Genomic DNA, 1,779 nt, shown 5'->3' on the forward strand with positions numbered 1-1,779 from the left:
AAACACCTAAAAAGTTCGGGAGATTGGTAGCCCCGTCAATTCATTGCGGGGCGGAAAATCGACACGAGCGGTTTTAACCGCAGTCAGTATTAAATTTAGTTAATACTGATTTTAACCTCTAAAAGATAATTTAAAATTTCAGAATAAATTGAGTGGAGGTGACAAGAATTGGCTAAAAGTAAGACATTGACGTTCGTAACAGAACTGCCATTAATCGTAGATAGCTTGCAAGAAAAGCAGCTACTATCTCGGTTTCAAGCAGCACGGCAACTATACAATGCCTGCCTCAACTCAGGAATGGCAAGAATGAATCTGGTACGTAACTGTGAAGCTTACCAATTAGCCAAACAAATAGATCGCCAGTCCAAAAAAGCTCGCCTTGCGACGCCTTCACCGCCGCAAGGCGAGCTTATAGATATTCCGATTATGACATTCAAGCTTATGCAACAATAGTTAGCAACCGTTCCCGATGGATAGCTCAACTAATTGACTCCAATACCCAACAAACTTTAGCTACCAGAGCTTTTAGAGCTAGTGAAAAGGTTTTATTTGGGAGGGTGAAAAGTATACGGTACAAGATCCCAAGTAGATTTAGAAGCATTGAAGGAAAAACTAACAAGCAAGGTGTGAGATGGAAAGATAACCAGTTGGTTTGGGGTAAATTAAAACTGTTACCGATAATCGACAAGGACAACCCTGTAATTAGGCATGGCCTAAATTCCCCAGTTAAATACGTTCGCCTGTTGTGGCACGCCAGATGCTCCACTTGGGGGAACCCCAAGACCGCACTGGCTCGAGAACTAAACGGTAAGCGACGCTGGTACGTTCAGCTAATTAACTCTGGGATGCCATATCAGAAAGAGAAAAACTATGTCGCTGATGGAGTTATTAGTTTAGATCTCAATATTTCTAATATTGCCTTCGTTGGAGACAACGCTGGACTACTGCCGTTTGCCGATAAAGTACCTACCTACTCAAGAGAAATTAAAGCCTTGCAGCGTCAAATGCAACGTTCTCAACGTTGCTCAAATCCAGAAAACTATGAAACTGACTGCACCTCTCGTGTAGGACGCAGAACTGTTGTTAAAAAAGGTAAGCCCAAGCAAGGAAAACGACAATGGAAAAAGTCTAAGACCTATCAGAAGATCGCCAGGAAGAAGAGAGAGTTAGAACGCCGTAAGAGTGCGTATACCAAGTCTCAAAATCGTAAAATTGTTAACGAAATTTTGAGACATGGTAAGCACATCAAAACCGAAAATGTATCGGTGAAGTCGTGGCAAAAACGATACGGCAAGGCTATTTCTGCTAAATCTCCTGGTTTTGTCCAATCTGAATTGGCACGCATTAGCTGAAAATGCTGGCGGGTCGTTCGTGAAGTTTTCTACCCAAAAAACGGCACTATCGCAGACTCATTTTACGGGTGAACGCATCAAAAAGAAATTATCCGAGCGCGTTCATTACGACCAAACTGGATTTGCGATGCATCGCGCTCTTTTTAGTGCCTATTTGGGTAGATTTGTCAATGAGGAAGGTGTCCTTCTGTTGCATCTCGCTGTCGAACAGTGGGAAAGGTCGGAGCCTTACTTGCACGAGGCAAGGAAGGATTTTCAAATAAACCGCGAACGATTAGGCGAGTCCTCTCATTTGGCAGTCTCATTCTCCCTCGGAGCGGTCAAGGGCACAGTCAGGAAATGTTAACCAGATAGCTATTGAAGGGCGAAAAGTTAACTTTAACTCCTGGCCTGATTCTCCGTCTCTTTAGAGCGGAGAGCGGCTCAA

Annotated in this window: 3 protein-coding genes; all 3 read left to right on the forward strand. The window is 43.5% G+C overall.

Translation table 11 applies throughout. The annotated features are described in order from the left end of the window. Nucleotides 1-168: 168 nt before the first annotated feature. The 3 genes from MiSe_RS48880 to MiSe_RS48890 all read left to right on the forward strand — a co-directional run bounded on the left by MiSe_RS48880 (nucleotide 169) and on the right by MiSe_RS48890 (nucleotide 1,698). On the forward strand, nucleotides 169-453 hold the full coding sequence (locus MiSe_RS48880) for a hypothetical protein (protein WP_226594749.1): 285 nt from the start codon (nucleotides 169-171) through the stop codon (nucleotides 451-453). Between the two features lie 173 nt (nucleotides 454-626). Then, on the forward strand, nucleotides 627-1,352 hold the full coding sequence (locus MiSe_RS48885) for a hypothetical protein (RefSeq protein WP_226594751.1): 726 nt from the start codon (nucleotides 627-629) through the stop codon (nucleotides 1,350-1,352). 19 nt (nucleotides 1,353-1,371) lie between these two features. Beyond that, entirely contained in the window at nucleotides 1,372-1,698 is a 327-nt protein-coding gene (locus MiSe_RS48890) for a hypothetical protein (RefSeq protein ID WP_226594753.1), read from the forward strand. Nucleotides 1,699-1,779 lie beyond the last annotated feature (81 nt).

The sequence above is a fragment of the Microseira wollei NIES-4236 genome, from assembly GCF_020521235.1.
Lineage (GTDB): Bacteria > Cyanobacteriota > Cyanobacteriia > Cyanobacteriales > Aerosakkonemataceae > Microseira > Microseira wollei.